Below are 26317 nucleotides of genomic sequence, written 5' to 3'. Positions count from 1 at the left end.
GTCATCCTTCGAAGCGGTAGCCCATGCCGGGCTCGGTGATCAGGTAGCGGGGGCTGGAGGGGTCCCCCTCCAACTTCCGGCGCAATTGGGCCATGTAGACCCGGAGATAGTTGGTCTTGTTGCTCTGGGACACCCCCCACACCTCCTGCAACAGGTACTTCTGTGTGACGAGGCGGCCCGGGTTGGTGATCAGGATCTCCAGCAGATGCCACTCGGTGGGGGTCAGCCGGATGTCGTGTCCGCCGCGGGTGGCGCGCTTGGCGAGCAGGTCGATGGTGAAGTCGTCGGTGGTGACCAGGGTGGTCGTCGGGGCCAGCGGCACGTCCTCGACGCGGCGGACGGCGGCCCGTAGCCGGGCGAGGAGTTCGTCCATGCTGAACGGCTTGGTGATGTAGTCGTCGGCGCCCGCGTCGAGGGCGGCGACCTTCTCGTCGGAGGCCTGCCGCGCCGACAGCACCAGGATCGGGACCCGGGTCCAGCCGCGCAGCGCCTTGATGACGTCGACGCCGTCCATGTCGGGCAGCCCGAGGTCGAGCATCACGACGTCCGGCTGCCGCATGGCCGCGAGCCGGAGCGCGGTGGCGCCGTCGGGGGCCGCGTCCACGCCGTACTGGCGGGCCTGCATGTTGATCACGAGGGCCCGTACGAGCTGCGGGTCGTCCTCCACCACCAGCACCCGTGTCATGGGGGTGTGCCTTTCGTGTGGTCCCTGGCATGGCGGCGGGAGTCGGCGGCGCCGGGATCCCTCCCGGGCCGCCGACTCCCCTGCCGGTCGCGTAACGCCATCAGCTCTTCGTCACAAGGGACTTGAGCGCGATGTTGAGCTCCAGCACGTTCACCGTCGGCTCACCGATGAAGCCGAGGGTGCGGCCGTCGGTGTGCTCGTCGACCAGCTTCTGCACCTGAGCGACGGACAGCCCGTTCTTCTCGGCGATGCGGTGGACCTGGAGGTCCGCGTACGCCGGGGAGATGTCCGGGTCGAGGCCGGAGCCTGAGGACGTCACCGCGTCGGCGGGCACCTGGGACGCCTCGACCGTGTAGCCGGGCACCGAGTTGTCCTTGATGACGGCGGCCTTGGCGTCCTTCACCTGCTGGACGAGCACCTTGCTGTCGGCGGAGAGGTTGGTGGCGCCGGACAGGATCAGCTTGTACTGGGTGTTGATGCTGTTGGCGCCGAGCCCGTTCTGCGGGCGGCCCTGGAACCACTTCAGGTCCGGGTCCGGGGTCTCCTGGCCCTTCTTCAACGGCAGGTTGTACGACTGCCCGATGAGGGACGAGCCGACGACCTGTCCGTTCGACTTGATCTCCGAGCCGTTCGCCTTGCCGGGGAAGATCCCCTGGGCGATGCCGGTGACGACCAGCGGGTAGATCACGCCCGTCACCAGGGTCAGCACGAGCAGGGCGCGCAGGCCCGCCCAGAGCAACCGGGCTGTGTTGGATACCGAGTTGTTCATAGCCGATCAGCCGATTCCGGGGATGAGGGAGATGAGCAGGTCGATGATCTTGATGCCGATGAAGGGCGCGATCAGCCCGCCGATGCCGTAGATCGTCAGGTTGCGGCGCAGCATCTTGTCCGCGCTGACCGGCCGGTACTGCACGCCCCGCAGGGAGAGCGGGACCAGCGCGATGATGACCAGCGCGTTGAAGATGACGGCCGACAGGATCGCGGAGTCGGGCGAGGACAGGCCCATGATGTTCAGCTTGTCGAGGCCCGGGTAGACGGCCGCGAACAGCGCCGGGATGATCGCGAAGTACTTCGCGACGTCGTTGGCGATGGAGAACGTCGTCAACGCGCCCCGGGTGATGAGGAGTTGCTTGCCGATCTCGACGATCTCGATGAGCTTCGTCGGGTTCGAGTCGAGGTCGACCATGTTGCCGGCCTCCTTCGCGGCCGACGTACCGGTGTTCATCGCGACGCCGACGTCCGCCTGGGCCAGCGCGGGCGCGTCGTTCGTACCGTCACCGGTCATCGCGACCAGCTTGCCGCCGGCCTGTTCCCGCTTGATGAGGGCCATCTTGTCCTCGGGAGTCGCCTCCGCAAGGAAGTCGTCGACGCCGGCCTCGTCGGCGATCGCCTTGGCGGTCAAGGGGTTGTCGCCCGTGATCATGATGGTCTTGATGCCCATGCGGCGCAGCTCGTCGAACCGCTCGCGCATGCCCGCCTTGACGACGTCCTTGAGGTGGATGACCCCCAACACCCGTGCGCCTTCGGTGTCTTCGATCGCCACGAGCAGCGGGGTGCCACCGGCCGCGGAGATCCGGTCGGTGAGCGCGCCGGCGTCCTCGGACACCTCGCCGCCCCGTTCCCGGACCCAGGCCGCGACCGAACCGGCCGCGCCCTTGCGGATCTTGCGCCCTTCGACGTCCACACCCGACATACGGGTCTGGGCGGTGAAGGCGATCCACTCGGCGTGGGCCAACTCGCCCTGGTGGCGCTCGCGCAGGCCGTACTTCTCCTTCGCCAGGACGACGATGGAGCGGCCCTCGGGCGTCTCGTCGGCCAGCGAGGAGAGTTGGGCGGCGTCGGCGACCTCGGCCTCGGTGGTGCCGGTCACCGGCACGAACTCGGAGGCCTGGCGGTTGCCGAGGGTGATGGTGCCGGTCTTGTCGAGCAGCAGCGTGGAGACGTCACCGGCGGCCTCAACTGCCCTGCCGGACATGGCCAGTACGTTCCTCTGCACCAGCCGGTCCATGCCCGCGATGCCGATCGCGGAGAGCAGCGCGCCGATCGTGGTCGGGATGAGGCAGACCAAGAGGGCAACCAGCACGATCATCGTGAGGTGGGTGCCTGCGTAGTCCGCGAACGGCGGCAGGGTGGCGCAGGCGAGCAGGAAGACGATGGTGAGGGACGCCAACAGGATGTTCAGGGCGATCTCGTTGGGCGTCTTCTGCCGGGCGGCGCCCTCGACGAGGGCGATCATCCGGTCGATGAAGGTCTCGCCGGGCTTCGTCGTGATCTTGATGACGATGCGGTCGGAGAGGACCTTCGTACCGCCGGTGACGGCCGAACGGTCGCCGCCCGACTCGCGGATGACGGGCGCGGACTCGCCGGTGATCGCCGACTCGTCCACGGACGCGACGCCCTCGACGACGTCACCGTCGCCGGGAATGATGTCGCCGGCCTCGCAGACCACGAGGTCGCCGATGCGCAGCTCAGTACCGGGCACCTGCTCCTCGACGGAACCGTTGAGCCGTCGGGCCACGGTGTCGGTCTTGGCCTTGCGCAGGGTGTCGGCCTGCGCCTTGCCGCGGCCCTCGGCGACGGCCTCCGCCAGGTTGGCGAAGATGACGGTCAGCCACAGCCAGGCGCTGATCGCCCAGCCGAACCAGTCGCCCGGGTCCTTGAAGGAGAAGATCGTGGTCAGCACGGACCCGATCCACACCACGAACATGACGGGCGACTTGACCATCACCCGCGGGTCGAGCTTGCGGCAGGCGTCGGGCAGGGACCTGATCAGCTGCTTCGGGTCGAACAGGCCCGCACCGACCCGTCCTTCGTCCTTGTGACCGGTCGGCACATCGCTGTGCGGCGCCCGGGTCGGAGTGGCAGTGGACATCGAGTCCTCTTGGTTTTCTTGGTTGTCTATGCGGGTGGTCATGACGCCAGCCCCTCGGCCAGCGGACCCAGCGCCAGGGCCGGGAAGTAGGTCAGACCGGTGATGATGAGGATCGCGCCCACCAACAGGCCGGTGAACAAAGGCTTTTCGGTGCGCAGGGTGCCCACGGTGACCGGCACCGGCTTCTGCTCGGCGAGCGAACCGGCCAGGGCCAGCACGAACACCATCGGCAGGAAGCGGCCGAGCACCATCGCGAGTCCGGTCATGGTGTTGAACCAGTCGGTGTTCGCGTTCAGACCGGCGAACGCCGATCCGTTGTTGTTGGCGGCGGAGGTGAAGGCGTACAGCACCTCGGAGAAGCCGTGCGCGCCGGAGTTCAGCATGGAGTGCGGCGGGGTCGGCAGCGCCATGGAGGCGGCCGCGAAGATCAGCACCAGGGCCGGGGTGATCAGGATGTAGCAGGCCGCGAGCTTCATCTCGCGGGTGCCGATCTTCTTGCCGAGGTACTCGGGCGTACGGCCGACCATGAGCCCGGCGATGAACACCGCGATGACGGCCATGATCAGCATTCCGTACAGACCGGAACCGGTACCACCGGGTGCGATCTCGCCCAACTGCATGCCCAGGATGGTGATTCCGCCTCCGAGACCGGTGAACGAGGAGTGGAAGGAGTCCACCGCGCCCGTCGAGGTCAGGGTGGTCGACACCGCGAAGATCGAGGAGGCGCCGACGCCGATCCGGGTCTCCTTGCCCTCCATCGCACCGCCGGCGGCCTGGAGCGCCGGGCCGTGGTGCGCGAACTCTGTCCACATCATCAGGGCGACGAAGCCGAGCCAGATGGTGGCCATGGTGGCGAGGATCGCGTAGCCCTGCTTGATGGAGCCGACCATCACGCCGAAGGTGCGAGTCAGCGCGAACGGGATGACCAGCAGCAGGAAGATCTCGAAGAGGTTGGTGAAGGGCGTCGGGTTCTCGAAGGGGTGGGCGGAGTTGGCGTTGAAGTAGCCGCCGCCGTTGGTGCCGACCTCCTTGATGGCCTCCTGGGAGGCGACCGCGCCGCCGTTCCACTGCTGGTGCCCGCCCATGAACTGCCCGACCTCATGGATGCCCGAGAAGTTCTGAATGGCACCACAGGCGACGAGCACGAGCGCGGCGACGACGGAGAGCGGCACCAGAATGCGGATCGTGCCGCGCACCAAGTCGGCCCAGAAGTTGCCGAGTTCACCGGTGCGGGAGCGCGCGAAGCCCCGTACGAGAGCGACCGCCACGGCGATGCCAACGGCCGCGGAGACGAAGTTCTGCACGGCAAGACCGGCGGTCTGCACGACGTGACCCATGGTCTGCTCGCCGTAGTACGACTGCCAGTTGGTGTTCGTCACGAACGACACGGCCGTGTTGAACGACTGCGCCGGATTGACGGAAGAGAAGCCCAACGAGCCCGGCAGGATGCCCTGAAGGCGCTGGAGCAGGTAAAGGAAGAGAACACCGACCGCCGAGAAGGCGAGCACACTGCGCAGGTACGCGGGCCAGCGCATCTCGGTGTTCGGGTCGGCACCGATGCCCTTGTAGATCCACTTCTCGACCCGCAGGTGCTTGTCGGAGGAGTAGACCCTGGCCATGTAGTTGCCGAGGGGGATGTAGGCGAGTGCCAGCGCGCCTATGAGGGCGAGCAACTGGAGGACACCTGCGAGTACGGGACCCATGTCGTGGCTCAGAACCTCTCCGGGAAGATCAGGGCGAGGACGAGATAGCCCAGCAGGGCGACGGCCACGACGAGGCCGACAATGTTCTCGGCGGTCACAGCTTCGTCACCCCCTTGGCGACGAGGGCCACCAGCGCGAAGACCGCGATCGTGGTGACGACGAAGGCCAGATCGGCCATCGTGAGCTCCTGGAATGAGGTTCGAATGGAACGGACGCTTAGAGGTAACCGCGCCCGTGACCGGATTCGGCCGCCGTTGACGGCTCCCTTACGGCGACGCATACGCCTTTGACGCGACTCTTACGGCGAGGGCGGGCTTCGGCGGGCGGGCGCGGCTCTACGGCGGTGTGGGGCGCGGGTCCGCGGACGGTTTTCGGCGGCACCGGCACCGACCCGCGAGCGAGTTCACGCCGGTGCCGACAGCGGCCTGCGGGCGGTTCTGCGGCGACGCCGGCACCGGGCCCCGGGCGGTTCTACAGCGGCATCGGCACCGGCCTGCGGGCGGTTTTACGACGGCACCAGCACCGGGCCGGGGGCACGCTCGCGCGGACGTCGGCACCGACCTGCGAGCGTTTCACGCGGACGTCGGCACCGACCCGCGAACGTTTCACGCCGCTGCCAGCACCAAGCCACAGGCGATTCACACCCACGCCGGCACCAGCCCACAGGCCGTCCTACACCGACACCAGCACCACGCCACGAGCGGTAATCGGCAGCACCGGCACCCCGCCGCAGGCGCTCCAACACCGACGCCGACACCGACCCGCGAACGTTTCACGCCGACGCCGGCACCAAGCCACAGGCGACTCGCACCCACGCCGACACCAGCCCACAGGCCGTCCTACACCGACGCCAGCACCGCGCCGCGAACGGATATCGGCGGCACCAGCACCGCGCCGCAGGCGCTCCAACACCGACACCGACACCGACCCGCGAACGTTTCACGCCGACGCCGGCACCAAGCCACAGGCGATTCACACCCACGCCGACACCTACCCCGGGCGTTTCACGCCGACGCCCCCGCCGGGCCGCAGGCCGCTCAAAACGCGGCGCCGACACCGGCCCTCGGGCGTTACGCCCATGCCCGCGTCGGCCCGCAAGCGGCTTCACGCCGACACCCGCACCGGGCCACAGGCGTCTTACGCCGACGCCTGCACCGACCCGCAAGCGCCTCCACACCGAGGCCGTGCCGCAGGCCCAGGCGCGAGCCCCGCACCCCGGTGCCAAAGCAGGCGCCCGCGCCGCACCCCGGCGCCGAAGCAGGCACCCGCACCACACCCGCGTCAGAACAACCGGAACCGCAACCGACAGATCACCGCGTCCGTGTCCCGCCGTACCGCATGGGCGACCACGGCCCCGCGCTGATTCTGGAGCAGCCGTTGCCACAGCCGTACCGGCTCCACCTCGGCGATCAGGACGGTGACCCGGGTGTCCGGTTCCGTCGCCGACACGTCGCGTACGTAGGCGGCGATGGGGCGGCCCAGCGTGCGGCGCTCGCAGGCGAGCCGGACCAGGGGTACGCCGGGGTTCCACTCGGCCCAGGCGCGTTCCAGGGCGTGCAGGTGGGCGCGATCCTCCGGGTCGGGGTAGCAGACGGTCACCGCGCGCACCTCGTCGCCGAGGGAGGCCGCGGCCGTCAACGCCTCGGAGGTAAGCCGGGTGAGGGAGGAGACCGGCACGATCACCACCGACCGGTCTCGGTGCGGTGGTTCAGGGATACGGCCGAGGCCGAGCCGTTCGCCGATGTGCGCGTAGGCGCGGTGCACGGTCTCGAAGGCGAGCACGAGCAGCGGCAGCGTGATCACGATCAGCCAGGCGCCCTCCTCGAACTTGCTCGCGGTCACGACGACGGCCGCGACGCCGGTGAGGACCGCGCCGAAGCCGTTCAGGAGGGCCTTGCCTCGCCAGCCGGTTCCGCGTTCGCCGCGCCAGTGCCGGACCATGCCGACCTGGGCGACGGTGAAGCCGACGAAGACACCGATCGCGAAGAGCGGCACGAGGGTGTTGGTGTCGCCGCCGGAGAACACCAACAGGGCCGCCGAGACCGCGGCCAGCGCGAGCACACCGTGCCGGTGCACCTGGCGGTCGGCCTTCAACGCGAAGACGTGCGGGAGGTAGTTGTCCCGGGCGAGCAGCTTCAGCAGCACTGGCAGCCCGCCGAACGACGTGTTCGCGGACAGGGCGAGCAGGATCATCGTCGCGAACTGGATGACGTAGAAAGCCCAGTTGTGGCCGAGGGCGGCGTCCGCGAGCTGGGCGAGGACGGTGACGCCCTGGACGGGCTGGAGGTGGAAGCGGGAGATCAGTACCGACAGGCCGATCAGCATCACGCCGAGCACCGCGCCGAGGGCGACCTCCGCGCGCTGGGCCCGCTTGACCCGGGGCGTGCGGAAGGAGGGCACGGCGTTCGCGATGGCCTCGACGCCGGTGAGGGCGCTGCACCCGGAGGCGAAAGCTTTCAGCAACAGCAGGGTGCCGACGCTCGTGGCGTTGTCGGCGAGCGCGGAGGCATGGCCGTCGGCGGTCGCGGTGCTCACCGGCGCGGACCGGAACAGGCCGACCGCGATGAGCACGAAGATGGAGCCGACGAACACCACAGTCGGCACGATGAAGGCGCGGGCCGACTCGACGATCCCGCGCAGGTTCACCCCCGTGACCAGCACGAGCACCGCGAGGCACAGCCACAGCCGGTCGTCGTACAGCCCGGGGAAGGCCGAGGTCAGGGCAGCGACTCCGGCCGTGACGGCCACGGCAACGTTCAGTACGTAGTCCAGCACCAGCGAGGCGGCCGCCACCAGGCTCGTCCGCGCGCCCAGGTGGGTCTTCGCCACGGCGTAGGAGCCGCCGCCGTCCGGGAAGGCCGCGATGACCTGTCGGTACGACGCGACGAGCACCGCCAGCAGGGCGGCGATGGCGAGCGTGACCGGCAGCGTGAAGCCGAGTCCGTGCGCACCGGCCGCGGCCAGCACGAGGACGATCGCCTCGGGGCCGTACGCGACCGACGCCATGGCGTCCAGGGAGAGGGCGGCGAACCCGGCGAGGGCGGTCAGCCGATGGCGTTCGCCGGTATCCGGGGGCTCCTCGTCGGCGGGCGTCGCGCCCGGCGATGGGGGTCCCCCCGCTCGAGCGAAGCCGAGAGTGGGGGAGGTGAGAACGGTCATGCTGCTGGCTCCTTCACGTACGGACGCGCGGTGACGGCAACGCGCGGGTGCGCTTCAGGTTCTGTCCCGCCGCCGCCGGTTTCTCCTTCTCCTTGCGGCTTCTTCGCGCCGAACACGCGTTCTTTGACACGAACTTGACGACGATGTGACCTGCGCGACTGCCCTCGCCCGCTGCGACGGCGTCAAGAAGCGCGGGCCGCCCGTCAGAGTCGCGTCAAGGCCCGGCTCCCGTACGCCGGGACTCTCTACCGTCACCCCCATGAGACCCGGGGAAGCGGTGGAGGACCGCCGATGGGCACGGGACCTGCGCGACACGTTCCGCTGCGCGGGCGCGCTGCTCGGACTCCTACTGCTCGTCGACCACTTCAGCGGGCACTTCACGCTGTGGCGCGGCGCGCTTTGGCTCACCCTCGCCGTCCTGCTCTTCGCGGTGCTCTACCCTGCCCGGGTCCGGGCCGGCGAGGGCTGGCTGTCCGCGCGCGGACTGCTGCGCGAGCGACGCGTCCGCACGGACCGGCTCGTGTCGGTGCGCTGTCTGGACGGCGTCTCCCAACGGCTGCTGCTGCGGGACGAGTTGGGCGGCCGGGTCGAGATCGATCCCGAAGTGCTGGTGAACAACCCGGACTTGTGGCACCGCATCTCCGAGGACTCCCGCAAGTCGATCACCTCCGGCTCCCTCACCTGCGGGGCCACCGCCCTGCGCCGGATCGCGGAGCGCGTCGAGCGCGAGACCGCGGAGACCGTGTTCAAGGTGTCCGGCCTGGAGTAGCCACCGCTGTTGAAGCTGAGGGGTCCGCCCATTCGGCCAGCGGCAGGGAGACGACCATGGTCAGGCCACCGCCCGGGGTGTCCTCGGGAGTGAGGGTCCCGTTCATCGCCTCGGTGAGCCCGCGCGCCAGGGCGAGACCCAGCCCGAGCCCGGTGGTGTTGTCCGTGTCACCGAGCCGCTGGAAGGGCTCAAAGAGCCGCTCGCGCCCGGTGGTTGGGAGCCCCGGCCCTCGGTCCACGACCCTCAGCTCCACCCGCCCTCCCAGCGCACTGGCGGTGACCATGACCCGGCGCCCGGGCGGCGTGTGCCGGGCCGCGTTCCCGGCCAGGTTGGCGATCACGCGCTCCAGCAGCGGCGGATCGACAAGCACCGGCGGAATCGACTCCACGTCCCGCAGGTCCACATCGGGCACGTCCGCGAGCGCCATCGGCAACACCTCCTCCAGGCTCGTGGCCCGCAGGTTCAGCGGGAGCACACCCGCCTCAAGCCGACTCAGGTCGAGAAGGTTCTCCAGCAGCCGGTTCAGCTTGGCCATGGACTCGTCGGCGGTGGCGAGGAGTTCGTCCCGGTCCTCGTCCGAGAACTCCACGTCCCGCCCGCGCAGCGAGGTGACGGCCGCCCAGCCCGCCGCGAGCGGCGTCCGCAGATCGTGTCCTACGGCCCGGAGCAGCGCGGTACGCAACCGGTCGGCGGCCTTCACCGGCTCGATCTCGGCTGCCGCTTCGGCGAGTTGGGCCCGTTCGACGGCGGAGCCGACGTGGGCGGCGAAGGCGGCCAGCACCCGCCGTTCCGAGGAGGACAGGGTGCGTCCGCGCAGGACGAGGAAGGCACCGGGGCCCGCGGGAACAGTGGTGACCCCGCCGCCGATCTCATGATCGGGCGGCCGGTCGACGAGTTCGGCCGACTCCGTGCCGAAGGTCTCGCGCGTGCGTTCCAGCAGTGCCGGGATCGTCTGGCCGCCGCGCACGATGCTGCCCGCGAGCGAGGACATCGTCTCGGCCTCGGCAGTGGCACGCGCCGAGCGCCGGGAGAGTCGTAGCGAACGGTCGACGACGGCGGCCACGGTCGCCGCCACCACCGTGAACACCCCTAGCGCCAACAGTGCGTTGGGGTCGTCCAGGGTGAACTGCCCGATGGGCGGGATGAACCAGTAGTTGAGCAGCAGCGAGGCCGTCACCGACGCGATGACCGCCGAGGTGACACCGCCTATGCAGGCGACCCCGACCACGGCGAGCAGGAACAGCAGGGCCTCGCTGGTGAGGTTGACCGTGTCGCGTACCTGCGCGAGGCAGACGGTGAGCAGCACCGGCAGCACAAGTCCCGTCACCGGACCGGCGATCAGCCGTGCCGTGGAGAGGGTACGGCGGCGGGAGGGCAGCAGGGTGCCGCGTCCGGCGCGCTCGTGCGTGACGCGGTGGACGTCGATGTCACCGGAGAGTTCCGTGACCGTCTCGCCCGTGCCGGGGCCGGTCAGGAACCGCTCGAACCGGCCCCGGCGGCTGGTGCCGAGGACGAGTTGGGTGGCGTTCTCGGTGCGGGCGAACTCGACCAGGGCGGTGGCCACGTCGTCGCCGACCACGGAGTGGTAGCTGCCGCCCAGGTCCTCTACGAGGCGCCGCTGCCGGGCGAGCGAGGCGTGCGACACCCCGGCGGCGAGACCGTCGCTGCGGGCCACGTGCACGGCGAGCAGGTCACCGCCGGCGGACCGGTCGGCGATGCGGGCGGCGCGCCGGATGAGTGTGTCGCCCTCGGGGCCGCCGGTCAGGGCGACGACCACGCGTTCCCGGGTTTCCCACACCCCGCCGATCGCGTGCTCGGCGCGGTAGGTGTGCAGGGCCTCGTCGACCCGGTCGGCCACCCACAGCAGCGCCAACTGCCGTAGTGCGGTGAGGTTTCCGGGCCGGAAGTAGTTGGCGAGGGCCGCGTCGATCTTCTCCGGCGCGTAGATGTTGCCGTGCGCCATGCGCCGCCGGAGTCCCTCGGGCGGCATGTCGATCAGCTCGATCTGCTGGGCCCGGCGCACGACGTCGTCGGGCACCGTCTCGTGCTGCGGCACCCCGGTGATCTTCTCGACGACGTCCTTGAGGGAGGCCAGATGCTGCACGTTGACAGCGGTGACGACGTCGATGCCGTCGGCGAGCAGGACGTCGATGTCCTGCCAGCGCTTGGCGTTGCGTCCGCCGCCGGGGACGTTGCTGTGCGCGAACTCGTCGACGACGGCCACTTCCGGACGCCGTTCGAGGACCGCCGCGAGGTCCATCTCCTCGAACTCCCCGCCCCGGTAGGCGCATTGGGCCCGCGCGACGACCTCCAGGCCGTCGAGCATCGCCTCGGTGCGCGGACGCCCGTGGCACTCGGCGAAGCCCACCACCACATCGGCGCCCCGGGCGGCCCGGCGCCGCGCCTCGTCGAGCATGCGGTAGGTCTTGCCGACGCCCGGGGCCGCCCCGAGGTAGACCTTCAGCCGTCCGCGTCGCAGTACGTCGTCCATCGCCTCCCAGAGAAGCGCTCCGCGGGCCTCCGGGCAGGCTTCTTGATGCGTCCCTGGCGCCGCCCTCAAGGACGTTGACACTGTCTTGACGGCCCTTGGCCGGGTTAGGGTGTGCGCGGTGTGCCGGGAAGTCTGGTCGGCGGGGAGTCCACATGGGCTCGTCCAAGCCCCAGGGGGACGGCATGCGCGGCGTCGGTACGGTTCTCGCACTCGTGGTGCTGGCGACGCTGGTGGCGACGTTCGCGCGCCGGTGGCGGATTCCCGCGCCCTCCCTGCTCGTGGTCGCCGGTCTCGCCGTGGCCCTGCTGCCGGGCACCCCGGCGATCGAGATCAGTCCCGACGTGATCGGCCTGGTCGTCCTGCCGCCGCTCCTGTACGCCAGCGCCGAGGACATGTCGTGGCGCGAGCTGAAGGCCGTGTGGAAGCCGGTCGGAATCCTCGCGATCGGCCTGGTCCTCGCGTCGGCGGCGGCGGTCGGCTGGGTTGCGTCGACGGTGACCCCCCTCTCCTGGCAGATGGCGTTCGTGCTCGGCGCGGTCCTGGCCAGCACCGACCCGGTCGCGGTCACCGCGCTAGGCCGACGGCTCGCGCTGCCGCCCCGGGTCCAGGTACTCGTCCAGGCGGAGTCCCTCTTCAACGACGCGACCTCGCTGGTCCTGTTCCGGGTCGCGGTGAGCGTCGCCGTGGCCTCGGCGGCGGCCAACTGGGGTGCGGCAGGCGGGGAGTTCGTGGTGCTCGCGGGCGGCGGCACGGTCATCGGAGCGGCCGTCGCCTACGTCGTGACACTGATCCGGCGCCGTACCGAGGACCCGGTCCTGGAGACGGTGATCGCCCTGGTCACCCCGTACGCGGCCTACGTCCTGGCGGAGGGCGCGCACGCCTCCGGCGTAACTTCGGTCGTGGTCGCCGGAGTTGTCCTCGGCGGTCGCGGCGACCGCCTCACCAACGCCCGCATACGGCTCCAACTGCACGCCGTCTACGGCACGGTGGTGTTCCTGCTGGAGAGCGTGGTGTTCTCGCTCATCGGACTGGCGCTGCCGGCCCAGGTGCGCGCGCTGTCCGACGGCGACCGCGCGTGGCCGCTGTACGCGTTCGCGGTGGCGGGCACCCTGATCGCCGTACGACTGCTGTGGCTGGCCCCGCTGTCGGCGGTCGTACAACGCAAGGGCGGGGTGCACAGGGTGAATTGGCGGGTCCCGATGGTGCTGACCTGGGCAGGCACCCGGGGTGTCCTCCCGCTGGCGGCGGCCCTGTCGATCCCGGAGGTCACCAAGACCGGCGCCACACTGACCGACCGCCCCCTGGTCCTGGTCCTCACCACGTCGGTCGTGGTCGTCACCCTGGTGGTTCAGGGCTTCACCTTGGCCCCCGTCGTCCGCCGCTCCGGCATCGCCCTGGAACCCGACCACACGGAACGCGAAGAGGCCTCCGCCCGCTGCCGGTTGGCCGACGCGGGCATCCGCCGCCTCGACGAACTGGCGGAGTTGGAGGCCGTACCCGACGTCGTCCTCGACCGCCTCCGCCGCGGCCTCAACGCCCGCCTCGACGACGCCCGCGACCGCCTCTCCGAGAACAACGGCCACGCCTCCCACACGGAATCGGCCGACCTGGTCTACCGCCAACTCCGCCGCGACCTGATCGCCGTGGAGGCGGTGGAACTCCAGCGCCTCTACGACGACCACGCCATCAGCGACACGACGCGCAGGAGGCTCCAGCGGTCGTTGGACCTGGAGGAGGCGAGGTTGGCGGACGTGTGACTTCGCAAGCCTCGACCACAACCCGACTCCGGCCCCCGCCACCCCCTAGGGGCGCGGGGCTGTATCTGATGTGCGGCTACCGCCGCGCGGGCGCGACCAGCCACAACGCACCCGCACCCGCCACACAAGGGAACCCCCCGAGCTCGTAGGCGAGGAAACACCAGCCCCTCACCCCCGTAACGCTGGGTATCCACCCCTCGACCACCCCCTCCCCATCCCCCATACAGCCCAACGCACCCCCAACCAGCCCCATCCCCCCTTTCCTGATGCGCCACCTCCACCAACCCGGCCAGTCTTAACGCAAGATTGACGCCGAAGGCCCCGTCATCCATGGGCCCACGCGTCACTCTCCGCTTACGCTGGTGCCGCCGTCCGCGTGATGGCCGGAGACCCACACGCTGACCCGCATCCCAGGAGCACGCCCATGGCCACCACCGAACACCCTCCCAGTCGTATGCGCGCCTGGATGCTGGAGGGTCTGGCCGACATGGGCAAGGGCGGCACGCACGCCACGCAGGCCGCGCCGGAACCGGAGCAGCACGCCCACCAGGGCCAGCGCTGGTGGCGGGTGATGTGTCTGACCGGCGTCGACTACTTCTCCACCCTCGGCTACCAGCCAGGCATCGCCGCCCTCGCGGCCGGACTCCTCTCCCCCGTCGCGACGATCGTGCTCGTGATCGTCACCCTGGCCGGCGCCCTGCCCGTGTACCGGCGGGTCGCCGAGGAGAGCCCGCACGGTGAGGGTTCCATCGCGATGCTGGAGCGGCTGCTGTCGTTCTGGAAGGGCAAGCTCTTCGTCCTGACCCTGCTCGGGTTCGCGGCGACGGACTTCCTGATCACCATCACCCTGTCGGCGGCGGACGCCTCCACCCACCTCGTGGAGAACCCGCACCTGACGAGCATGCTGCACGACAAGCAGATGCTGATCACCCTGATCCTGGTCGCCCTGCTCGGCGCGGTGTTCCTTAAGGGCTTCCTGGAGGCGATCGGTGTCGCCGTGTACCTGGTGGCGGCCTACCTGAGCCTCAACGTCGTCGTCGTGATCGTCGGCATGTGGCACGTGGTCACCGAGGGGCACGTCGTCACCGACTGGACCAGCGCCCTGACCACCGAGCACGGCAACGTCTTCGCGATGATCGGCGTGTCCCTGCTGGTCTTCCCCAAGCTCGCGCTGGGCCTCTCCGGCTTCGAGACCGGCGTGGCCGTCATGCCGCACGTCGAGGGCGACCCGGACGACACCCACGAGAACCCCAAGGGCCGTATCCGGGACACCAAGAAGCTGCTGACGACTGCCGCGCTCATCATGAGCGTGTTCCTGATCGCCACCAGCTTCATCACCACCGTGCTGATCCCGGAGAAGGAGTTCAAGGCGGGCGGCCAGGCCAACGGCCGCGCGCTCGCCTACCTCGCGCACGAGTACCTCGGCAACGCCTTCGGCACGGTCTACGACCTCTCCACCATCGCCATCCTGTGGTTCGCCGGCGCCTCCGCGATGGCCGGCCTGCTCAACCTGATGCCGCGCTATCTGCCCCGCTACGGCATGGCCCCGCACTGGGCCCGCGCTGTCCGCCCGATGGTGATCGTCTTCACCCTGGTCGCGTTCCTCGTCACCTGGATCTTCGACGCCAGCGTCGACGCCCAGGGCGGCGCCTACGCCACCGGCGTCCTGGTCCTGATGTCCTCCGCCGCCATCGCGGTGACCATCGCGGCCCGCCGCGCCCAGCAGCGCAACTGGACCGTCGTCTTCGGCATCGTCTCCGCGGTCCTCCTCTACGTCACCGTCGTGAACGTCATCGAACGCCCCGACGGTGTGAAGATCGGCGCCTGTTTCATCGCCGGCATCATCCTGGTCTCCCTGCTGTCCCGGCTGGCCCGCGCCTTCGAACTGCGCGTGACGAGCGTGCAGTTGGACCCCATGGCGGAACGATTCATCCGCGACATGGCCAGCCGGAAGATCCGCTTCGTCGCCAACGAGCCCGACCGGCGCGACAAGGCCGAGTACCGGGACAAGATCGAGCAGATCCGCACCGACAACGACATCCCCGGCGAGGACTTCGTCTTCGTCGAGGTGACGGTCCTCGACGCCTCCGAGTTCGAGGCGGGCCTGACCGTACGCGGCGAGGTCCTCCACAACCGCTACCGGGTGCTGACCCTGGAGTCCTCGTCCGTCCCGAACGCCCTGGCCGCGCTCATGCTGAACGTCCGCGACACGACGGGCCGCATCCCGCACATGTACTTCGAGTGGACCGAGGGCAATCCGTTCGCCAACTTCCTCCGCTTCTTCCTCTTCGGCCAGGGCGAGGTCGCCCCGGTCACCCGAGAGGTCCTGCGCGAGGCGGAACCGGACCGGGCGAGGCGGCCTCGGGTGCACACGGGCTGAGGGGGGGGCGGGCGCCGGGCTCGGCGCTCGCGCGTGGGCAAGGGGTGGCGGGGGGCGACGGCCTCGACCTCGCGCGCGTCCACACAGCGGCCGGCGGGAACGCGGGCGGCAGCCCGCGCGGGTGCACTGGCCGGCGAGGCCGACCTCGCCGCTCACCCGCGTGCACACCGGCCGACGGGACTGCGGGCGACACCCGCGTACCGGCCAACCGACGGAAACACACCCTCCACCCGCGCACACCAGCCGACCGGCAGGACCGCGAGCAACGCGCACACCAGCCAACAGCACCTACCTCACCGCTCACCCGCCTACACCCCGGCCGACGGAACCGCAGCCGGCGCCCCGCACACGCACACCACCCAACGGCACCGCCCTCGCCGCACACGCGCCCCCACCGATCGCCCGTCGATCCCATCCGCGCCCGCACCGTAAGAGACACGACAAAATCCGGTCCCGCAGTGTAAGAGCCCCGTCAGCGGCCCCCGCACCGCACGCGCGGCGGCCTACGGTCGGCCTCATGCGGCACAGCACCCTCCCACCGGACCCGGCCGGCGACCGCCACTGGCGTGGCGACGCCCGGCTGGCGACGGGCTGTGCGTTCGGCTTCCTCGGCATGACCCTGCTGGTCGACTGGAACGCCGGAACCCTGACCCTGACCCGCGCGCTGCTGTGGTTCGCCCTGTCGGCGACGCTCTTCGCCGTACTGCTGCCGCATCGGGTCACCGCGGGCCCCGGCTGGCTCACCGTGGACGGCCCGCTGCTGCGGCGCACGGTGCACACGGACGCGCTGACCGTCGTACGACAGTACGGCGACGTGTCCGCGCGCCTGGTCCTGCGGGACGCGCACGGACACTGGCTCGAACTGGACCCCCGGGTCCTGGTCGCCAACCCCCTGCTCTGGCACGAGCTGGACACGGGCATACGGCGTTCGATGGAACGCGGCACACTGCGCCAGGGCACCGATGTCCGGCGTCACCTGGGCCATCTGATCGACGACGAGACCGCGCGGTCGGTCCTCAGGGCGTCGGGGATTTCCTGACCGCGCGCCGCGTCCGGCGTACCCGGACCTTCCCGAAGCCCAGTTGCCCGGCGATCTCTATCCGCAGGTCCACCGGTGCCCCGGTGTCGCCGGGCCCGCGCGTCTTGACCTTGCTGTAGTTGAGCACCAGGGAGTCGGTGTCCACCACGACCCCCGGCGGGAGCAGCAGCCGTAGCGACCCGAGGTGCATGTCCAGGTCGATGCGCAGCGTGCCCTGGGTGATCACCGCCTCGGTGAAGTCCAGGGTCACATCGCCCAGGCGCGACTGGATCTCCAGCCGGCGCGGCACCACCCAGCCGTCACCGCGCCGCGTCGAACCGCCGTTCTGCTCGATGCGGGCGACGTCCTTCACCTCGACCGGGGTCGCGCCCGCCACCGCCGGCAGGTCGGCCGTCAGGACCGCCAACTCCCCCATCGTGCGGGCGGTCAGGGCGGCCTCGACGCGCTCGTCGAGCTCCTCGGCGGTCAGCCGTCCGTCGCCGGCCGCGCCGGTCAGCACGTCCACGACGCGGTCCCGGTCCGCATGCGAGGCCCGCAACCCGGTCGTGCTCGTCAGCTCACCCGACATACCCTCACCCCGATAGACGGCCTGGCGCTATATCGCGTTATACCCCAGAGCCAACCCCCCGTCCACCGACTTCCGTTTCTGCCCCTAGGGTGGCGCGTATGCAGTCCTACACAATCGGCCAGGCGGCGCGGCTGCTCGGCGTGAGTCCGGACACCGCGCGCCGGTGGGCGGACGCGGGCCGGGTGACGACCCACCGCGACGAGGGCGGGCGCCGGCTCATCGACGGGGTCGATCTGGCCGCGTTCTCGGTCGAGTTGGCGAAGGCGGGCGGTGTCGAGGAGGACCCCTCCTACACCTCGGTGCGCAACGCGTTCCCCGGCATCGTCACCGCGATCAAGCTCGGCGACGTCGCCGCACAGGTCGACATCCAGGCGGGCCCGCACCGCCTGGTCTCCCTGCTGACCCGCGAGGCCGTCGAGGAACTCGGCCTGGAGGTCGGCATGGAGGCCACCGCCCGCGTGAAGTCGACGAACGTGCACATCGACCGGGTGTGAGGCGCGCGGCGGCCCCCGTCCGTCACCGGGTCACTTGTTGACCGAGTAGGAGTGCGCCCCGGTCCCCGCCAGCGCACCCCCGTCCACGATCAGGTACTCGTCCCGGATCGGCCGCCCCGCGAAGAACGCCTCCAGGATCTCCCGCGTCCCCGCCGCGTACCTGGCCTGCGCCGACAGCGACGAACCGGAGATGTGCGGAGTCATCCCGTGGTGCGGCATGGTCCGCCACGGATGGTCCGCCGGGGCGGGCTGCGGGAACCACACGTCACCGGCGTAACCCGCCAACTGCCCGCTGCGCAGCGCCCGTTCGACGGCGTCCCGGTCGACGATCTTCGCCCGCGCGGTGTTGATGAGATACGCGCCGCGCTTCATCTGCGCGAGCAGCTTGTCGCCGAACAGCCCCTCGGTCTCCGGGTGCAGCGGCGCGTTGATGGTCACGACGTCGCAGTGCGGCACCATGTCCTCGGCGCTCTCGTGCCAGGTCAGCCCCAACTCCCGTTCCACGTCCTCGGACAGTCGGTACCGGTCGGTGTAGTGCAGCTTCACGTCGAAGGGCGCGAGCCGCCGCAGCACCGCGAGCCCGATCCGCCCGGCGGCGACCGTGCCGACGTGCATACCTTCGAGGTCGTACGAACGCGCCACGCAGTCCGCGATGTTCCAGCCGCCGTCGAGCACCACCTGGTGGGACGGCAGGTAGTTGCGCACGAGGGACAGCGTCATCATCACGACGTGTTCGGCGACGCTGATGCTGTTGCAGTACGTCACTTCGGCGACCGTCACGCCGTGGGAGATCGCCGCGTCGAGGTCGACGTGGTCGGAACCGATGCCGGCGGTGACCGCGAGCTTGAGGTTCTTCGCGGCGGCGATCCGCTCCGGCGTCAGGTACGCGGGCCAGAACGGCTGCGAGATCACGATGTCGGCGTCGACCAGCTCCCGGTCGAAGACCGAGCCCTCGCCGTCCTTGTCGGAGGTGACGACGAGGGTGTGCCCGGCCGCCTCCAGGTAGGCGCGCAGGCCGAGTTCACCGGAGACGCTGCCGAGAAGCTGCCCGGGGGTGAAGTCGACCGCCTCGGGGGTGGGGGTGGTCTGGCCGCCCGGGTAGTGGTCGATCACGGGCAGGTCGTCGCGGGCGTACGAGGTCGGGTATCCGTCGGTCGGGTCGTCGTAGAGGACACAGAGAACCTTGGCCATGTCGCGGCTCCTCAACTCCGTTGTCGGAAACTCCGTTTCCGGAACTCCGTTGTCTGAAGACGCACTTCACGATCCTCGGAGCGAATCGCCCTGGTCAAAGCGAACGTTGCTATGCCGACATAGCCCGCTCCTATCAACGGCTGTCAGCGTCCGCCGTCGCCCAGATAGGTGTGCAGCAGCTCGTCGAGCGCGTCCCGTACGCCCGCCTCCCGCGCCACCTTCAACAGCGCCTCCGCCAGCACCGATTGGGGCTCGCTGCGGGCGACGACCAGTCCGACCCGCGGCCCGTGCGCGGGCCCGTTCAGCGGCACCACCCGCATCCCCTCCGGTACGTCGAACATGTGCAGCCACGCGTGCGAGATCACGCTGGACCAACGGCCGCCGGGCAGCAGCGTGTACAGCCCGGCGACACTGTCCGACTCGACCGCCGGGGCGGCCGTCGCGCCCTCGGCGGCGAAACACTCGTCGATGATGCGGCGGTTGCGCATCCGCGAGTTGAGCAGGCAGAGGGGAAGCGTGGCCGCCTGAGCCCAACTGGCCTTGGAAACACCGGCGAGTGGCCCGTCGACCGGGGTGAGGAGGACGTACCGCTCCTCGTAGAGCGGGAGGCGGCGGACGTTGCGCAGGGTGTCGTCGTCCAGGTACGTCATCGCCGCGTCCAGTTCGAACTCGGCGAGCCCGTGGGTGATGTCGACGGACGAGAGGGACTCCAGGGCGACCCGGGCCCGGGGATGCCGCTCGCAGAACGGGGTGGTGAGGAGGGAGGCGGCGGGCAGCGCGGTGGGCACCACACCGAGTCGCAGCGTGCCCGTCAGACCACCTCGCAGCGCCGACAACTCCTGGTGCAGCGCGTCCCGTTCGGCCAGGATGCGGTGCGCCCAGGCCAGCACGACCTCGCCCTCCGGGGTCAGCCCCTCGTACCGTCTCCCTCTCCGCACGATCGGCACGTCCAACTCGTGCTCCAGGCGCCGGATCGCGGCCGACAGCGAGGGCTGCGAGACGTAACAGGCCGCCGCGGCGCGCGCGAAGTGCCGCTCGCGGGCGAGCGCGACGAGGTACTCCAGCTGACGCAGCAGCATGCCCAACCTCCCCTGGAACGTGCAGGCTAAGCCGCATCCGTCCGGCACAACAGGGCGGCCCACAGGTCGAGTCGGTCGTAGAGGCGGGAGAGGTCGCGGCCGGTGAAGTGCTCGATGCGGCCGATGCGGTAGTGGACGGTGTTGACGTGCAGATGCAGGGCCTCCGCTGTCCGCGCCCAGGAGCCGTCGCAGGCCAGGAAGGTCTCCAGGGTCTCCAACAGGACGGCGTTGGACCGCAGTTGACCCAGGACGGTCCTGCTGTAGGCGGTACGGACCTCGGCCGGAACACCGGTGAGCAGCGCGTCGAGTCCCGTGAGCGTCGAGGCGTCGGTGAGCGCCGAGCCGTCACGTGCGGTACTGCGCGCCGAGGCCAGCGCGTAACGCGCCTGCGCCAGCGCCCCGTTGAGCTCCTTCGCCTCGGCTACGGGCGCCCCGGTCCCGCCGTGGAGCGGCACGGCGGCTTCGGCCCCGGCGACGAGCGACCAGACCTCGTGGAGCGCGTCGGCCTCACCCCCGGCCACGACCGCGAACGCGGTACCGTCCGGCAACCGCCCCACGGCACCCGCTCCCGGCACCAGATCATCGGCGAGCCCGGTGCCGTCCAACCCCCGCTCACCCGCCCCCGCGACGACCGTGCCGGCCGGCGACCGTCCCGCAGTCCCCGCGACCGGGGCGCCGTCCCGCGACCGTCCCGCAGCGCCCCCGACGACCGTGCCGTCCGTCGACCGGCCGGCCCTCGCCCCCGGCACCGCTCCCGCTGCCCCGCCCGCAGTCACCCCGCCCTCCGCCAACGGCCGCGCAGCCCTTCCGACAGCCGTGCCTTCCGGCAACCGCCCTCCTGCCCCCGCCCGCCCACTCGTCGACGCGGCCTCGTCCGCCGTCCGCCCCGCAGCACCTTCCCCCTGCACCACATGCGCGACCGCCTCAGCCAAGGCCCCTTCGGCCAGCCCCGCCCGCCGCGCCCCGGTCTCCGCGACCAGCACGCGATACGGCCCCGCGTCCGGCAGCCCACAGGCCCGCAGTGCCGCCACCACAGCCGCACCATCGGCCCCCGGCACCGCGAGCAACGCCCCCAACTCATCGGCCGTCTGCCGCTCTTCGGCCCGCGCCCGGACCCGCGCCTCCTGGCAGCGCCCCAGCACCGAGGCGAGTTCGTGCACCATGCGCGGCGGCGCGTCGTCGGGGTCGGGAAGGTAGAGATGCCAGCGCTCGTACGGCGACACCCCGTCGGCGTCGACGGGCACGGCCTCCGTCAGCACCGCAGCCGCCTCCCGCGCCGGTATCGCCCCCGCACCCGGCGTGGCCGCGACCGTCCGCCCGGACGGCGTGAGCACATACGCGACGGCCCGCTCAAGGTGAGCGAAGGCGGTCGCCACGATCGCCTCCGGCCCCGCCCCCTGCGCGGCCATCCGACTCAGCCGCCCCCGCACGTTCTCCGGCAGCGCGTGCCGACGGCTCAGCTCGCCCCACCGCCCGAGGTACACGGTGTCGGTGATCGCGCGGAACATGATGTGCGCCGGTACGGCGGCCACCGGCACCCCGTGCCGCACACAGGCCTCGACGAGATCGTCCGGCACCGAGCCGTGTGTCTCCTCCCCCGCGAGCAGCGCGGCGGCCCCCGCACCGCGCAGCGCGGAGACGAATCGTTCCGCCCGCCCGGGCCCGTCCTCGGCGGACCACCACACCAGCCCGCTGAGCACCACCTCGTCCCGGCGCACGAACCGCGCGGGGTCCTCCAGGTCGGTCACGGTCACTCCGCTGATCTCCCGGGCCAGCTGGGCGTCCTCGGCCCACAGCAGGCGCAGGCCGAGGGACTCGTCCTGAAGGAGGTGTTCGACGTGCATGGGTTCCGGCTCCTCGCATCTCGCATTCGCCAGGTGAACACGAGTGATTGCATGGTAAGTGCAAGACCAATCGACCGAAACGCCTCTTGGTTGATCCTCCATGGTGAGGCTCTGGAACGTCGGTGTTTCCGTGCTGTGAACCAGTCGTCCCGACCGGGTCCACGTTGCTTCACTGGCGGTCATGGACCTGAACACGGTGGCCGAGATCCTCGACGCCCGGCAGCCGACACCCTGGCGGCCGGGCGACGCCTGGCTCGGCGGCGGCACGTATCTCTTCTCCGAGCCGCAACCGCACCTGCGCCGCCTGGTGGACCTGAGCCGCACCGGCTGGACGCCGGTAGAACGCCTCCCGGACGGCTCCTTGGAAATCGCCGCCACCTGCACGATCGCCCAACTCTCCCGTTTCGCGAAGGAGTTGACGGCGGAGGCGGCGGCCCCGCTCTTCGAGCAGTGCTGCCGCGCCTTCCTCGCCTCCTTCAAGATCTGGAACATGGCGACCGTCGGCGGCAACCTCTGCAACGCCCTGCCCGCAGGCCCGATGATCTCCCTCACGGCCGCCCTGGACGGCGAGTGCCTGCTGCTCGCCCAGGACGGCGTACGCCGCCGGGTCCGCGTCACCGACTTCGTGACCGGCGCAGGCCGCAAGGACCTGGCCGACGGCGAACTGCTCCGCTCGATCACCGTCCCGGCCCAGGCACTCGCCTCCCGTACGGCCTTCCGCCAGGCCTCGCTCTACGGCCTCGGCCGCTCCGGAGTCCTGGTCATCGGCGCCCTGGACCCGCTCGACGGCTCACTCGCACTGACGGTGACCGCGTCGACGGTCCGCCCCATCCGCCTGTCGTTCCCGCTCCCACCGACGGCCGAGCAACTGCGCACGGCGATCGCCACCGCCGTAGCGGACGACGAGTGGTTCGACGACATCCACGGGCTGCCCGAGTGGCGGGCGCACATGACGTTCCACTACGCGGAGGAGATCCGCCGGGAGCTGGGAGAGACGGCAGCATGAAGATCGACGTCAATGGCCGGTCCTTCGGCGAAGAACCCCGCCCGGGTCAGTGCCTGCGCACCTACCTCCGCGAGCGCGGCTGGTTCGGCGTGAAGAAGGGCTGCGACGCGGGCGACTGCGGCGCCTGCACGGTCCACGTGGACGGCGAACCGGTGCACAGCTGCCTCTACCCGGCCTTCCGCGCCGACGGCCGCGCCGTCACCACGGTCGAGGGCCTGGCCGCCGAGGACGGCGAACTCCACCCGGTACAGCGGAAGTTCCTGGACGCGCAGGGCTTCCAGTGCGGCTTCTGCACAGCCGGCTTCCTGATGACGACGGCCGCCCTGAACGAGGACCAACTCACCGACCTCCCCCGGGCGTTCAAGGGCAACCTCTGCCGCTGCACCGGCTACCGCGCCATCGAGGACGCGGTACGCGGCGTCTGCCACGCCGAAGCACCCAGCGCGGGAGAGGCGGTCGGCCGCAACCTCCCGGCCCCCGCGGGCCCCCAGGTCGTCACCGGCACCGCCCGCTACACCTTCGACGTCGACATCCCCGACCTGCTCCACATGAAGCTCCTCCGCTCCCCGCACGCCCACGCCCGTATCACCGCGATCGACACCAGGGCGGCCCTCCAAGTACCGGGCGTACAAGCGGTGTTCACCCATCACGACGCCCCCGAACGGCACTTCTCCACAGCCCGCCACGAACACCCCACCGAGGACCCGGACGACACCCGCGTCCTCGACGACACCGTCCGCTACATCGGCCAACGCGTAGCCGCCGTGGTCGCCGACAGCGAGGCCGCCGCCGAGGAGGGCTGCCGACGCATCGAGGTGACGTACGAGATCCTGCCCGCCGTCCTCGACCCGGAGGAGGCCATGCGCCCGGGCGCACCGGTCGTCCACGACAAGGACGCTGCCACGGCCCGCATTTCACGCCCGCAGAACAACGTCGTGGGCGAGGCGCACGGCGAGATCGGCAGCGTGGAGGCGGGCTTCGCGGAGGCCGACGCCGTCTACGAGGACATCTACCGCACCCAGCGCGTCCAGCACGCCAGCCTGGAGACGCACGGCGCGGTGGCGTGGTTCGACGAGGACAACAGGCTTACGGTACGCACCAGTTCACAGACCCCGTTCCTGACCCGCCGCGCCCTGTGCGCGCTGTACGACCTCCCCGAGGAACAGGTACGCGTGGTCGCGGGCCGGGTGGGCGGCGGCTTCGGCGGCAAGCAGGAGATGCTCGTCGAGGACATCGTGGCCCTCGCGGTCCTGCGCCTGCGCCGCCCGGTGAAACTGGAGTACACCCGCGCCGAACAGTTCTACGGCGCCACCACCCGCCACCCGTTCACGATCAACGTGAAGGTGGGCGCCCGCCGGGACGGCCAACTCACCGCGCTCCAGCTGCGAGTTGTCTCCAACACTGGCGCCTACGGCAACCACGGCCCCGCCGTCATGTTCCACAGCGTCGGCGAGTCGATGGCCGTCTACCGCGCCCCGCACAAGAAGGTCGACGCCTTCTCCGTGTACACGCACACCGTCCCGGCGGGCGCCTTCCGGGGCTACGGCCTCGGCCAGGTGATGTTCGCCGTGGAGTCGGCCCTCGACGAACTGGCCCGCCAACTCGGTCTGGACCCGCTGGAGTTCAAGGCGAAGAACATCATCGGCCCGGGCGAGGCGATGTTCTCCCCCGGCGGCGAGGAGGAGGATCTGCACATCGCGAGCTACGGCCTCGGCCAGTGCGTGTCGATCGTGCGCCGCGCGCAGACCGAGCCCTGGGACGCGGCCCCTGACGGCTGGCTGGTGGGCGAAGGAGCGGCCCTGGCGATGATCGCGACGGGGCCGCCCGGCGGCCACATCGCCGACGCGAAGGCGAGCCTCCTCCCCGACGGAAGCTTCGATCTCGCCGTAGGCACAGCGGAGTTCGGCAACGGCACGACCACGGTCCACCGCCAGATCGCCGCCGGTGAACTCGCCACCATCGTCGACCGGATCACCGTCCGCCAGTCCGACACCGACGTCGTACGGCACGACACGGGCGCCTTCGCCTCCACGGGCACGGTGGTGGCCGGCAAGGCCACCCTGCGCGCATCCCGCGCCCTGGCCGACCAGCTGCTCGACTTCGCCGCCGCCCATCTGCAACTCCCGCGCGCGGACTGCCGGTTGGCGGAGGAGGCCGTACTGCACCCTGGTGGCCGTCTGTCGTTGAAGGAGCTGCACGCGGCGGGTGCGGCGGTCGGGGTGGAGTTCACCGCCGACGGGCACTTCGGTGGGACGCCCCGCTCGGTGGCGTTCAACGCGCAGTGGTTCAGGGTCGCCGTGGACCCGGACACGGGCGAGATCCGTATCCTGCGCAGTGTGCACGCGGCCGACGCGGGCAAGGTGATGAACCCGATGCAGTGCCGGGGCCAGGTCGAGGGCGGGGTCGCCCAGGCGCTCGGCGCGACCCTCTTCGAGAACGTCCGCATCGACGAGCACGGGGCGGTGGAGACGGCAGCGTTCCGGCGTTACCGGCTGCCGCAGTACGCGGACGTGCCGCGCACCGAGGTGCACTTCATGGAAACGGCGGACGCCATCGGGCCGTTGGGCGCCAAGTCGATGAGCGAGAGCCCCTTCAACCCGGTCGCGCCCGCCTTCGCCAACGCGCTGCGGGACGCGACGGGGGTCCGCTTCACCGAACTTCCGCTGACCCGCGACCGGGTGTGGCTGGCACTGGCCAAGTCGCCGCGCCGTACCCGCCGTCCACCCGTATCGCACTGATCCCACTGATGTGCCGGGCCCCGCAACGGTCCTGTGGAAGCACCAGTTGCGGCCCGGCACGGTCGAGGGGGGTGTCGTCGATGCTCACGGCGAGCAGAACAGGGGCATGAGCGAAGTCGGGGTCGATCTCGGCCCAGGACAACAGCGCGTGGTGCCCGTCCGCACCGCTGACCGCGATGAGGAAGCGCAGCCGGTCCTTGCGGCGGACGGGGTCGAAGCCGGGACCGGCCGAGGACAGGACGTCGTAGAGCCGAGGTCCCGCGAAGCGGTGGACCTGCGTGCCGCTGGTGGCGCACTCGAAGCTGACCCGCACCCGGTGCAGCGGCCAGTCGAACAGGTCCGGCACGGTCAGCCGGGCGGGTCGGGCGAGGTCCCCCGTCAGGTCGAGCTGCGCGAGCGTCACGAGCCATCACCTCCCGGAATGTGGTACCCGGACGGCACTCCCGTACAAACGCACATGCACACCCCACAAGCGAACAGTGCAGCTCATGCGATGCGACAGGAGACTTATGCCTTGCATATGCGGCAGTATCATCGCGGCA

General features: G+C 70.6%; 19 protein-coding genes. 7 read left to right on the top strand and 12 right to left on the bottom strand.

Going from position 1 to position 26317, the window contains the following annotated elements; translation table 11 throughout:
* Position 1: 1 nt before the first annotated feature.
* The 6 genes from OO70_RS11565 to OO70_RS11540 form a co-directional block, all read right to left on the bottom strand.
* Entirely contained in the window at positions 2-685 is a 684-nt protein-coding gene (locus OO70_RS11565) for a response regulator (protein ID WP_019059380.1), read from the bottom strand.
* A 100-nt stretch (positions 686-785) separates the two neighbouring features.
* Positions 786-1454, bottom strand: a complete 669-nt coding sequence (locus tag OO70_RS11560; protein WP_043667990.1) for a potassium-transporting ATPase subunit C — start codon at positions 1452-1454, stop codon at positions 786-788.
* 6 nt (positions 1455-1460) lie between these two features.
* Positions 1461-3557 (bottom strand): potassium-transporting ATPase subunit KdpB, encoded by a 2097-nt coding sequence (gene kdpB / locus OO70_RS11555; RefSeq protein WP_043667987.1) that lies wholly within the window; start codon positions 3555-3557, stop codon positions 1461-1463.
* 38 nt (positions 3558-3595) lie between these two features.
* On the bottom strand, positions 3596-5260 hold the full coding sequence (gene kdpA, locus OO70_RS11550; RefSeq protein ID WP_043667984.1) for a potassium-transporting ATPase subunit KdpA: 1665 nt from the start codon (positions 5258-5260) through the stop codon (positions 3596-3598).
* A gap of 8 nt (positions 5261-5268) precedes the next feature.
* Positions 5269-5358, bottom strand: coding sequence for a K(+)-transporting ATPase subunit F (gene kdpF / locus OO70_RS51785; RefSeq protein ID WP_016434100.1), 90 nt, complete (start codon positions 5356-5358; stop codon positions 5269-5271).
* A gap of 1183 nt (positions 5359-6541) precedes the next feature.
* Positions 6542-8419 (bottom strand): APC family permease, encoded by a 1878-nt coding sequence (locus OO70_RS11540; RefSeq protein ID WP_043667978.1) that lies wholly within the window; start codon positions 8417-8419, stop codon positions 6542-6544.
* A 259-nt stretch (positions 8420-8678) separates the two neighbouring features.
* On the opposite strand from OO70_RS11540, the gene OO70_RS11535 reads away from it, so the two are divergent.
* Positions 8679-9188 carry a hypothetical protein gene (locus OO70_RS11535; protein WP_043667975.1) on the top strand — a complete coding sequence of 170 codons (510 nt, stop codon included), beginning with the start codon at positions 8679-8681 and terminating at the stop codon, positions 9186-9188.
* Here OO70_RS11535 and OO70_RS11530 read toward each other — a convergent pair.
* On the bottom strand, positions 9166-11679 hold the full coding sequence (locus OO70_RS11530) for an ATP-binding protein (protein WP_043667973.1): 2514 nt from the start codon (positions 11677-11679) through the stop codon (positions 9166-9168). The genes OO70_RS11535 and OO70_RS11530 overlap by 23 nt on opposite strands.
* A gap of 152 nt (positions 11680-11831) precedes the next feature.
* Here OO70_RS11530 and OO70_RS11525 point away from each other — a divergent pair, with 152 nt between their 5' ends.
* From OO70_RS11525 to OO70_RS11515, 3 genes are all read left to right on the top strand, one after another.
* Positions 11832-13436, top strand: a complete 1605-nt coding sequence (locus tag OO70_RS11525) for a Na+/H+ antiporter (RefSeq protein ID WP_234336825.1) — start codon at positions 11832-11834, stop codon at positions 13434-13436.
* Positions 13437-13860: 424 nt separating this feature from the next.
* Positions 13861-15816, top strand: a complete 1956-nt coding sequence (locus OO70_RS11520; RefSeq protein WP_043667970.1) for an APC family permease — start codon at positions 13861-13863, stop codon at positions 15814-15816.
* Between the two features lie 517 nt (positions 15817-16333).
* Positions 16334-16855, top strand: a complete 522-nt coding sequence (locus OO70_RS11515; protein ID WP_043667967.1) for a hypothetical protein — start codon at positions 16334-16336, stop codon at positions 16853-16855.
* Here the strand turns inward: OO70_RS11515 and OO70_RS11510 are convergent.
* Positions 16833-17423, bottom strand: coding sequence for a DUF1707 SHOCT-like domain-containing protein (locus OO70_RS11510; protein WP_043667964.1), 591 nt, complete (start codon positions 17421-17423; stop codon positions 16833-16835). The two genes, OO70_RS11515 and OO70_RS11510, sit on opposite strands and share 23 nt — an antisense overlap.
* A gap of 98 nt (positions 17424-17521) precedes the next feature.
* Between OO70_RS11510 and OO70_RS11505 the strand changes: the two genes are divergently transcribed.
* Positions 17522-17917, top strand: a complete 396-nt coding sequence (locus tag OO70_RS11505; protein ID WP_043667962.1) for a TOBE domain-containing protein — start codon at positions 17522-17524, stop codon at positions 17915-17917.
* 30 nt (positions 17918-17947) lie between these two features.
* Here the strand turns inward: OO70_RS11505 and OO70_RS11500 are convergent, their stop codons facing one another.
* The 3 genes from OO70_RS11500 to OO70_RS52315 form a co-directional block, all read right to left on the bottom strand.
* Positions 17948-19108 (bottom strand): NAD-dependent formate dehydrogenase, encoded by a 1161-nt coding sequence (locus OO70_RS11500; RefSeq protein WP_043667959.1) that lies wholly within the window; start codon positions 19106-19108, stop codon positions 17948-17950.
* A gap of 143 nt (positions 19109-19251) precedes the next feature.
* Positions 19252-20187 (bottom strand): LysR family transcriptional regulator, encoded by a 936-nt coding sequence (locus OO70_RS11495; RefSeq protein WP_043667957.1) that lies wholly within the window; start codon positions 20185-20187, stop codon positions 19252-19254.
* A gap of 26 nt (positions 20188-20213) precedes the next feature.
* Entirely contained in the window at positions 20214-22031 is a 1818-nt protein-coding gene (locus tag OO70_RS52315; protein ID WP_043667954.1) for a PucR family transcriptional regulator, read from the bottom strand.
* A gap of 181 nt (positions 22032-22212) precedes the next feature.
* On the opposite strand from OO70_RS52315, the gene OO70_RS11485 reads away from it, so the two are divergent.
* Positions 22213-23037 (top strand): FAD binding domain-containing protein, encoded by an 825-nt coding sequence (locus OO70_RS11485; RefSeq protein WP_043667950.1) that lies wholly within the window; start codon positions 22213-22215, stop codon positions 23035-23037.
* Complete coding sequence (locus OO70_RS11480; RefSeq protein WP_043667947.1) at positions 23034-25775, top strand: molybdopterin-dependent oxidoreductase; 2742 nt, start codon at positions 23034-23036, stop codon at positions 25773-25775. Before OO70_RS11485 ends, OO70_RS11480 begins: the two co-directional genes overlap by 4 nt.
* On the opposite strand, the gene OO70_RS11475 is transcribed toward OO70_RS11480, so the two are convergent.
* The gene (locus OO70_RS11475) at positions 25687-26178 is read right to left on the bottom strand and encodes a molybdopterin-dependent oxidoreductase (protein WP_043667943.1); all 492 of its coding nucleotides are present in this window, start codon (positions 26176-26178) and stop codon (positions 25687-25689) included. The genes OO70_RS11480 and OO70_RS11475 overlap by 89 nt on opposite strands.
* Positions 26179-26317 lie beyond the last annotated feature (139 nt).

The sequence above is a fragment of the Streptomyces xylophagus genome (genome assembly GCF_000716435.1).
Lineage (GTDB): Bacteria > Actinomycetota > Actinomycetes > Streptomycetales > Streptomycetaceae > Streptomyces > Streptomyces xylophagus.
The sequence above is the reverse complement of the archived record's forward strand: the minus strand, read 5'-3'. Positions and strand labels throughout refer to the sequence as shown.

Excerpts from the sequence above, each read along its gene's own strand:
- OO70_RS11565 (WP_019059380.1), bottom strand. The coding sequence starts at position 685 with ATGACACGGGTGCTGGTGGTGGAGGACGACCCGCAGCTCGTACGGGCC.
- OO70_RS11560 (WP_043667990.1), bottom strand. The coding sequence starts at position 1,454 with ATGAACAACTCGGTATCCAACACAGCCCGGTTGCTCTGGGCGGGCCTG.
- kdpB (WP_043667987.1), bottom strand. The coding sequence starts at position 3,557 with ATGTCCACTGCCACTCCGACCCGGGCGCCGCACAGCGATGTGCCGACC.
- kdpA (WP_043667984.1), bottom strand. The coding sequence starts at position 5,260 with ATGGGTCCCGTACTCGCAGGTGTCCTCCAGTTGCTCGCCCTCATAGGC.
- OO70_RS11540 (WP_043667978.1), bottom strand. The coding sequence starts at position 8,419 with ATGACCGTTCTCACCTCCCCCACTCTCGGCTTCGCTCGAGCGGGGGGA.
- OO70_RS11535 (WP_043667975.1), top strand. The coding sequence starts at position 8,679 with ATGAGACCCGGGGAAGCGGTGGAGGACCGCCGATGGGCACGGGACCTG.
- OO70_RS11530 (WP_043667973.1), bottom strand. The coding sequence starts at position 11,679 with ATGGACGACGTACTGCGACGCGGACGGCTGAAGGTCTACCTCGGGGCG.
- OO70_RS11525 (WP_234336825.1), top strand. The coding sequence starts at position 11,832 with ATGGGCTCGTCCAAGCCCCAGGGGGACGGCATGCGCGGCGTCGGTACG.
- OO70_RS11520 (WP_043667970.1), top strand. The coding sequence starts at position 13,861 with ATGGCCACCACCGAACACCCTCCCAGTCGTATGCGCGCCTGGATGCTG.
- OO70_RS11515 (WP_043667967.1), top strand. The coding sequence starts at position 16,334 with ATGCGGCACAGCACCCTCCCACCGGACCCGGCCGGCGACCGCCACTGG.
- OO70_RS11510 (WP_043667964.1), bottom strand. The coding sequence starts at position 17,423 with ATGTCGGGTGAGCTGACGAGCACGACCGGGTTGCGGGCCTCGCATGCG.
- OO70_RS11505 (WP_043667962.1), top strand. The coding sequence starts at position 17,522 with ATGCAGTCCTACACAATCGGCCAGGCGGCGCGGCTGCTCGGCGTGAGT.
- OO70_RS11500 (WP_043667959.1), bottom strand. The coding sequence starts at position 19,108 with ATGGCCAAGGTTCTCTGTGTCCTCTACGACGACCCGACCGACGGATAC.
- OO70_RS11495 (WP_043667957.1), bottom strand. The coding sequence starts at position 20,187 with ATGCTGCTGCGTCAGCTGGAGTACCTCGTCGCGCTCGCCCGCGAGCGG.
- OO70_RS52315 (WP_043667954.1), bottom strand. The coding sequence starts at position 22,031 with ATGCACGTCGAACACCTCCTTCAGGACGAGTCCCTCGGCCTGCGCCTG.
- OO70_RS11485 (WP_043667950.1), top strand. The coding sequence starts at position 22,213 with ATGGACCTGAACACGGTGGCCGAGATCCTCGACGCCCGGCAGCCGACA.
- OO70_RS11480 (WP_043667947.1), top strand. The coding sequence starts at position 23,034 with ATGAAGATCGACGTCAATGGCCGGTCCTTCGGCGAAGAACCCCGCCCG.